Consider the following 7,725-nt stretch of genomic DNA (forward strand, 5'->3'; position numbering starts at 1 on the left):
AGAATAGAGCCGAGCGGCTGGTTGATTTCGTGGGCAATTGACGCGGTCAATTCGCCAGCCGTTGAGAAGCGGTTGACATGCGCCAGTTCCGTCATGCGCTGCCGCGACTGCACTTCGGCAAGTTGACGCCGACGATGTTCGCGCAGCAGACCGGCGATCAGCGCGGTTTGCGATAGAATAATCGTGGCTGTGAGTGCGACTTGCCACCAATACCGTTCCCAGACGGTTGGTTCTCGGAAATAGACGGTGCTGCCGGGCGGCAGATTGCTCTCGGCAATTCCCCACCGCTGCATTTGCCGCCAGTCGAACATAGGCGCGGCCAGTTGAACAAACGTCGGCTTGATGTCGGCAACATTTTCGCCGTCAAGGATGCGGAGCGCGACTTCCGCCGCCTGCTTGCTTTGTCTGGCGACGATCTGCATTGGCCCACCAACGATGCCCTCTCCAAAAAAGGCTTCGTCGTGAAAAAAGATGGGTGCGTTGGCTGTCCGGTAAAACCGGGCGAACGCACTGTTACCCTCATGCGCCACTCCCGCCGCATCGACATTCAACCCAATCCAGAAAATCGCACTGTGTGGCGGAAGGTTGGCCGCATCCTTGAGCATCTCTTCAAAGGAAAGTTCATTGTACCATCGAAATCGCACACGATCCGCGAACCGCGCAGTGGACTTGGCGACCTCGTTGCGCCACCAGGTTTCGCTCGGCGAAGCACCGACAACGATGGCGATGGTCGTTGTTTGAGGCAGGACGTGCAGGATATTTTCAAAGAAAACAGGATCGTCGTTCGTGATCGCCACGACAGTATCGTACTTGGTCAATTTATCGAAGTCCACGCGGCGTCGCTCTACCAGAGTGTACAGCATGGGCGTCGTTGGAAAGAGGTCTTTGCGGTGGGCCTGCACGAAATTGGCCGCAGGCGCGCCGATGGCGATGATCAGATCGGGCGACTGGTCAATATTAAGAGTGCGAAGATACTCGACGAATGGAGCGTCTGATTTGTCGCTGCTTCGCCGGGCATTCAATAGCGAGTGATCTTGAAACTCAATGGATGCCCGTCGGCTTAACTCGGCGCGAAGGGCTTCGGAATAATCAGTCCACGGCCTAAAGCGAAGACCGAATGAATGCAGCATCATTACCCGCTTGGGTTCTGGATCAGCCGCCTGACTTTGGCCCTGCATCGCCAGCAATAATGCGACGGCCAGCACAGCGATGAGGGTCCGCGCGCAAAAAGATCGCCAAGATAGAGCAGCAGTCCAGAAAAGCATTCCCGTCCTACTCCGAAGTCCGCAGTCCGAATACCGTAGCGGCTCGACCAAACGATTAATAGGCAAAACCGGCGCTGTGAGCCGTGCTGCGGCTGCTAGGGATCACAAGGCTCCTGTCCTTTGGACCGCGTGCGGGCCGCGCGGGCCAGGCAAGCCGCTACAGATTGCGTGGATGACGAGACGGGCACAACGGAGGCGGCGACGCGGCCAAGGTCTCACGGCAAGAAGCGGACATTCGGGCTGGCCTTCAGCAGGTCCCCCTTGGGCAAATGAGCGACATCCCAGTTTTACCCCCGAACATGAAAGAGGCCGCCAACTGAGGCGGCTGTCAGGCACAGCGTAATGGCCAAAAGCGACCGCGCGGCGTGCAAAGAGTTCCAAGCCGTCGGAATCGAAACTGATGGTCCATTTGGACGTTGGCACACCGAGGAAAAAGTACGTCTGTGGCGGGAACCATGAAAATGGAGCAAACGCATGTCGCAGGGAAACTGTGTTTACGTCGTTGATGACGACGTCACGCTATTGCAAAGCTTGGGGCGACTGCTGCGGTCCCTCGGCTATACCAGTTTATTGTTTCCCTCGGCGGAAACTTTCACCAAGCACGACGATTTTGACAAAGCCGCCTGCATCCTGCTGGACATCAATATCGGCGAGGTTTCCGGCATCGAGGTCGCTCACCGTCTCAAGGCGGCAAACGTCTCGGTGCCTATCATCTTCATGACGGGAAACGACCAACCCGTCCTTCGCGAGGCAGCGCATCGATCCGGCTGCCTCGCGTTTCTCACCAAGCCATTCTCCGCTACGGCACTGGCGCAGTACCTACAGCGCGTTCGCCAGCGTCCGGCAGAGGACACATGATCGCGTGAGCCGTGGCCGGTGCGATGGTGAGTGCCAACATACGCCGGATGGCCGTTGATCGTCCGGGGGGTCCCTCCGTGCGTTACTTACTAGATTGAGGACGTTGGCCTATGATCTTTGGCCGCCTCATGCTTTCCCGTCTAAGCTCGCTTTCAAAATGATCAGCCCAACCTTACTCAGGCGCGTGCGGATGGTTGTGGATGCAGCCGTCGTGACGGCCGTCTGTGGCTCGTCCTCGATCAGTTCGTTCGCGAGGAGTTTCCAGAGCACGCGCGGCGAGACGCCATTGCGCTCGCTCTTCCAAGCGCTGCCGTTCGGCCCATAAGTGCGAACACTTTCTGGTCATTGGTCGCGATCATCGCGCGACGAACCGCAGGCGTGAGCTTGAATCTCTTGTGCTCTGACTGCCCCATCAGGCAAGCAAGAAAGGAGATGCCAGTTAGTTTGTGTTGATTCAAATCAAACGACCGCTTGGGGTCAAGATCGGACGACCCGGCCTTGCGGCGGATGTCTGCTTTGCCCCGGTGAGCGACGTAATGGCATGACTGTCTCGGTGATGACACGCTGGCGCGGACTGTCGCGCCCCCGGCCGGATTTCCTCCACCAGTGCCGCCGGTCGTCAACGATCAGCATCTTTGCAATTCTCGATTTTTGAGTTTCATTTGCTGAATTCTCGTTTTTGAAAGGCCGCGAGATGCCGCGTGATCTGTTCGAGGCAACGATGCGGGGCTGGGCGCGGCTCAACCCATCCCAGCGCGAACGGTTTTTCCAAGCGGGCTTGCGGGCGGCGCTGCGCCTTGAGCGGCAGCAATTCCGCGAAATGGCTCATGCGGCGGCTGATCGAGCCCCGCTCGCCGCGCCGGTCGATCCGAACAGCTTCGCAATTTCGAAGTACGACATTGCGGTTCTCATGAGGTCAGCGCGCGAAACACCGGGCAAATCGTCTCCGAAACGCAACTCGGAAAACCAAAAATGCTAATGTCTTCAAATGCTGCCGTCGCGCGGTCCCCCCACATACACACGCCCCTCAGAGGACCCCAGTGCTGAATTGCGCGAATGCGGGACCCAAACGCAACGGAGGCCAGCCGCTGGGGTACACAGCCTGTAACTCCGGTCTGGGCAAGGTTGCCGGCAGCATCGCCGGGTCATTGTCATCACGTCAGGCGACGGGACGGCAGTCAGCGAGGCATCGGGTTGGCACAAACTGCATAGTCGCGTTCGGACTGACAGATCAGCCATGCCCCAAATGAGCGTTAAACGATACTTACACACTTTGAATTGCCCGGTACCCTCTTTGCAACGAAAGGGGACCGGTGCAGGGGCTTGTGCATATTGTTGACGACGATCCGTCCTTTCTGACGGCGATGGAGCGTCATTTGAAGCACGCCGGTTATGAGGTCGCGGTCTATGCGTCAGCACAGGCGTTGCTGGACCGACTGCCGAGCGACAGTGTTCCGAGCTGCATCCTCCTCGACGTACGGATACCTGGCATCGACGGTCCAGCACTGCAAAAGCGATTAAACGAACTCGGTTCGACGCTGCCGATCATATTCGTCAGCGGTCATGTCGATATTCCGCTCACGGTGCGCGCCCTAAAGGAGGGCGCGGAGGATTTCCTGACAAAGCCGGTAACGTCCGACGGCCTTCTTACTGCAATTGAACGGGCGTTCGCACGCCACCGAGGCTTCCGCGAGCAACAGTCCAGGCTGGATGTTGTTCGCGCCCTCATCGCCAAACTAACGCCGAGGGAGCGGCAAGTATTTGAACTCATCGTTGCCGGTAAGACCAATAAGCAGATCGGCAGCATCTTGGGTACGACCGAACGCACCATCAAGGCCCACCGCCAGCAGGTCATGGAGAAAATGCAGGTTCGGACCTTGGCTGAACTTGTGGCGGTTGCTGAACGAGTCGGTGTCATTGGCGATAAGCCTAATAGCGGACCTATGGCCTAGGCCAATTCTCAACCATTTTTCAAGTTATTGGCCTATGGGACACTTGTGTCAGACTCCCGAATGCCTATTGGTTCTCGTCATCACTGGGTCGCCAGCGGCTACCATCGGTGACTGAGAGAGCCGGTGCGCTCCCGCTTGTCATCGGAGCGCAATCCAATGGGTAGAAGCGACCCTGTTTTGGTGGTCGATGACGATCCCGGAATGCTGCGAGCCTTCAATCGGCTGCTATGCCAGCATGGCTTCAAACCAATCCTCTTCTCGTCTGCCGAAGAGCTGGAGCAGCACGCCGACATCGCCAACGCACTCTGCATCATCTTGGACATCAACCTCAACGGGGGGTCGGGGATCGACCTCCGGCATCAACTCAAAGCCAACGGCGTTGCGGTCCCCGTCATTTTCATCACCGGCAATGAGATTCCTTCCGTTCGCGAGGCCGCACTGCGGTCCGGATGCGTCGCATTTCTAACTAAGCCGTTCTCAGCGCACGAGCTGATCGAGCCGCTCAAACAGGCTGCGGCAGGCCACTAACCCATTCACTGAGCGCGCCTGGGCTTGCTCCCGTTCCCTTGATCTAGGTCAACGAGACTGAACTTTCGTCCTGAATTGTACAAAGGTGCAGCGCTGCGGTCAGCGCCAGGCCTTAGGAACATCGATGAAGACGCCCGTAAGCGAGCTGCGCCGTTTGCGCGGAGAACGCATTGACTGGCTGCTCTCGGTGCTCACGGGAGTGCTGGCATTACTGATTTTTGTCTTCGCCCCGCTACAAGCAATGGGCATTACCGCCTTTCACCTGTTTGCGGATGGCCTGTTGCTAGCGATCATCGTCAGCATGGTGATCATCTCCAACAATCCGACTGCTCTCGTTCTGATGTCGCTCGCGCTCGTTTTCAACGTCGCCGTATTCTTCCTGCGCATTTACTACCCAGTACCGTACCACCTTCACATTTTGGCCGGCGCATGGCTGGTCATCGCCTGCACGTTAGGTGTTGTCGTGCTTCAGGCCGTATTCAGGCGAGGTCTCGTTACATATCACCGAATTATCGGAGCGATCCTTCTGTACCTTTTAATTGCGGTGGCCTTTGCAACGCTGTTCCTGTTTGTAGGGCTGGCGGCTCCCGACGCAATCAAGGGAATAGCTTTCGAGGACGATCATTCGGTCGCCGCATCGCTTTTTTACATGAGCTTTGTCACACTTACATCAACCGGGTATGGAGACATCGTTCCGGTACATCCCTTGGCACGAAGTCTCTGCAACATCGAGAGCGTGATCGGTCAGCTTTATCCGGCGACCCTTCTGGCGAGGCTCGTTACCCTCGAGCTCAGCAGCACCGGCTCGGCGCGTAAGCCCACCCCTACCGCCTGAGCCGCAGGAGCTGCACCGACACGTGTGCGCTGCACTCGCGTCCTGTGAGGTTCCCCGCGTCGCTAGGCAAACACTCGATTGATCTATGTCAACGCCGGCGCTCCTTTGGCGGACACGCTGCGTGCAGCCGCACCGGAGATGGCGTCCGTGCATCTGTTGCGCAGGCACGAAAAAGGAAGACCCGCACCATGCATTCCAAGAAGCGTCTTTCGATCAAGTCAGCGACTGTTAGCGGGATTGCTGCTAGCGCCCTCCTGGGCCTTGCCGGTCTCACGCTCAATCCAGCGCCCGCCAGTGCAGTGGTCTACTGTCAATACACTGAGTACCCAGCTGGTTGTGTTGCCCGGGCGGGCGTCGTACTCAGGCCTCGCCCGGTGGCGCGCGCTGCGGTCCGTCACAACGCTGGTGGCAATATGAATGGTGGAGTCAATCGCGTGGGGGCGAGGCGGTAAAGGTCTTGCCTGTGGACGCTTGGTCACCCAGGCCGGCGCTCTTGTTCCCATAGTCCCGACTCTGCACCAAACGACACGCGTATCGGCAGCCAGATCAGTGTTTGAGGCTATCCGCCAAGCTGGTTGCCGGCCCATTTGCGGAAATCGCGTGACTCAGAACGCACCTCGCGCCCCTTTGGCTTAGGTGCGGACATCAAGTTGCAGCAGAATTGCGGTCGAACAATTCAGCGGTTGCGCAGCAGCGTCGCCTTGTTGGCGGGTCGCGTCGCTGCATCAATGCGTTACCACGACAAAATCCGTATCTTTTCCCGTCTCGTGGCTAATTCCGTAGTCGGAAACAATCAACGAAGAGGCCGGCGTCAGGAGTTCAGAGATCTTCTCAACCGTATCCTGTGGCATTTCGATGCGGTTGAGCGCAGCGTTGGCTTTGTCGGGTAACGGTCCCGACACGGGTTGCTTCGCGGGCGCTTCTCGCCCTTTTGTGGCAGCCTCGGATCTACGGGGCAATTCCTCTGGAATCGACACGACGCTCCAGCGCATAGCCGTTCCCTCCTTCTGGAATTCCATTGCGGTAAACACGTGCGTTCCCAGCGGCTCCTCCGGATTTTCGATCTTGACCGGGACATCAAACAAGGGCGTGAAGCCCTGACGCACGAACAGCTTGCTCAACTTACGACTGACGAAGATGGAGATCGGGACAATCTTTTTAGGCGCGCTTGCGGCGGGAGCCGAGCCCGGCACCTGGAGATTGGCGGCTTCTGGAGTCTCGGCGTTTGACACCAGCGTTCCCTGCGTTGCCGCGGCTGCACCGATGCTCTTGGTTGCGACGGTGGCACTCTGGAGTTCGGACGAACCGGACGCGGCTTTCGGTTGAAATAGATGCGGATTGGTTATCTCGACCGGCTGGACATCACCATGCGCAATGATCACGCGCGTGCCGCGCTTCGTGAGGTGCCAGAGTCGAACGGCGAAATCGTTGTTCAAACGGATGCAGCCGTGTGACGCTGGATGCCCAGGCACGACACCGGCGTGCAACGCTATCCCTGACCAGGTGATGCGTTGCATGTAGGGCATGGGGGCGGCGCTATAAATATTTGAACGGTGCCATCGTTGTTTGCTGATGACGCTGAACACACCGAGGGGCGTCGGATGCCCCTCCATTCCCGTGGACACCGAAGAGCGTGCAATCAGCACCCCGTTGTCAAAAAGCGAGACCCGTTGGTCTGCTATCGAGATGATGATCTGGAGCGGGCCCTTCGGAAGGGGCTCCGGCCGAGCGCTCTTTGGCGTTTCAGAGTTTCTCTGCCGGTGGTGGTGCTTGTGCTTGTACGGAGCGTATTGGCTTCGCCAGAACGTGTGTTGGGGTCCAAACAGAAATTGAGCGTGTGCGATCCCCGGAGGGAGCATGGAAATGGCGAATACAGCAGTTGCTATCGTGCGCCGCATTGCTGGTAATTTCTTAACGAGCATCGCCCGGTCCCAATAGGCGCAATTCCTCTTTTCGAGACGATGCGCGAAGCCGACGCCTGATGCGTCATCCTGACAGCGCATCAAGCCTCTCCTCCAAATCTGGTCGCAGTGGGTCGAAAATGGGACCGTACTCACGATTACAGTGCGAGTTGCCGTTGAGGCGGGCACAATGGCTTGCGGTCGACGCGTTGCAATCGGGCAACATGCTTTGGAAATATCGACGAGCGGCCGTTTCCGCCATTGCGCAACGCACATTGATCCCAAGAATGAGGCTCTTCGCATGCTTGGCTTTTCTACACGGCTCCGGCGGAGCCTATGGAGGCGACAGCATCATGAACCCGCGGCGATTTACGATAGTGGCGCCG

The 7,725-nt window shown here is 58.0% G+C and carries 8 protein-coding genes; 6 read left to right on the forward strand and 2 right to left on the reverse strand.

Translation table 11 applies throughout. The features are described 5' to 3' along the window. A partial coding sequence (locus tag AC0L3X_RS46040) for an ATPase (RefSeq protein WP_473317534.1) occupies positions 1–1,265 on the reverse strand: 1,265 nt, incomplete at its 3' end. Between the two features lie 474 nt (positions 1,266–1,739). Here AC0L3X_RS46040 and AC0L3X_RS46045 point away from each other — a divergent pair. From AC0L3X_RS46045 to AC0L3X_RS46070, 6 genes are all read left to right on the forward strand, one after another. Beyond that, on the forward strand, positions 1,740–2,123 hold the full coding sequence (locus AC0L3X_RS46045) for a response regulator transcription factor (RefSeq protein ID WP_063981918.1): 384 nt from the start codon (positions 1,740–1,742) through the stop codon (positions 2,121–2,123). A 694-nt stretch (positions 2,124–2,817) separates the two neighbouring features. After that, positions 2,818–3,102, forward strand: a complete 285-nt coding sequence (locus AC0L3X_RS46050) for a hypothetical protein (protein WP_135217041.1) — start codon at positions 2,818–2,820, stop codon at positions 3,100–3,102. A 334-nt stretch (positions 3,103–3,436) separates the two neighbouring features. Next, complete coding sequence (locus tag AC0L3X_RS46055; protein ID WP_063981920.1) at positions 3,437–4,075, forward strand: response regulator transcription factor; 639 nt, start codon at positions 3,437–3,439, stop codon at positions 4,073–4,075. A 156-nt stretch (positions 4,076–4,231) separates the two neighbouring features. Beyond that, positions 4,232–4,603, forward strand: a complete 372-nt coding sequence (locus AC0L3X_RS46060) for a response regulator transcription factor (protein ID WP_354100694.1) — start codon at positions 4,232–4,234, stop codon at positions 4,601–4,603. 124 nt (positions 4,604–4,727) lie between these two features. Then, positions 4,728–5,438 carry a potassium channel family protein gene (locus tag AC0L3X_RS46065; RefSeq protein ID WP_135217039.1) on the forward strand — a complete coding sequence of 237 codons (711 nt, stop codon included), beginning with the start codon at positions 4,728–4,730 and terminating at the stop codon, positions 5,436–5,438. 188 nt (positions 5,439–5,626) lie between these two features. After that, entirely contained in the window at positions 5,627–5,890 is a 264-nt protein-coding gene (locus tag AC0L3X_RS46070) for a hypothetical protein (RefSeq protein ID WP_084795033.1), read from the forward strand. 273 nt (positions 5,891–6,163) lie between these two features. On the opposite strand, the gene AC0L3X_RS46075 is transcribed toward AC0L3X_RS46070, so the two are convergent. After that, positions 6,164–7,441 (reverse strand): L,D-transpeptidase, encoded by a 1,278-nt coding sequence (locus AC0L3X_RS46075; RefSeq protein ID WP_354100695.1) that lies wholly within the window; start codon positions 7,439–7,441, stop codon positions 6,164–6,166. Positions 7,442–7,725 lie beyond the last annotated feature (284 nt).

It is taken from the genome of Bradyrhizobium sp. MI1.7 (genome assembly GCF_055811795.1).

Coding starts and splice junctions, on each gene's coding strand:
- AC0L3X_RS46045 (WP_063981918.1), top strand. CDS start 1,740: ATGTCGCAGGGAAACTGTGTTTACGTCGTTGATGACGACGTCACGCTA.
- AC0L3X_RS46075 (WP_354100695.1), bottom strand. CDS start 7,441: ATGCGCTGTCAGGATGACGCATCAGGCGTCGGCTTCGCGCATCGTCTC.
- AC0L3X_RS46070 (WP_084795033.1), top strand. CDS start 5,627: ATGCATTCCAAGAAGCGTCTTTCGATCAAGTCAGCGACTGTTAGCGGG.
- AC0L3X_RS46050 (WP_135217041.1), top strand. CDS start 2,818: ATGCCGCGTGATCTGTTCGAGGCAACGATGCGGGGCTGGGCGCGGCTC.
- AC0L3X_RS46065 (WP_135217039.1), top strand. CDS start 4,728: ATGAAGACGCCCGTAAGCGAGCTGCGCCGTTTGCGCGGAGAACGCATT.
- AC0L3X_RS46060 (WP_354100694.1), top strand. CDS start 4,232: ATGGGTAGAAGCGACCCTGTTTTGGTGGTCGATGACGATCCCGGAATG.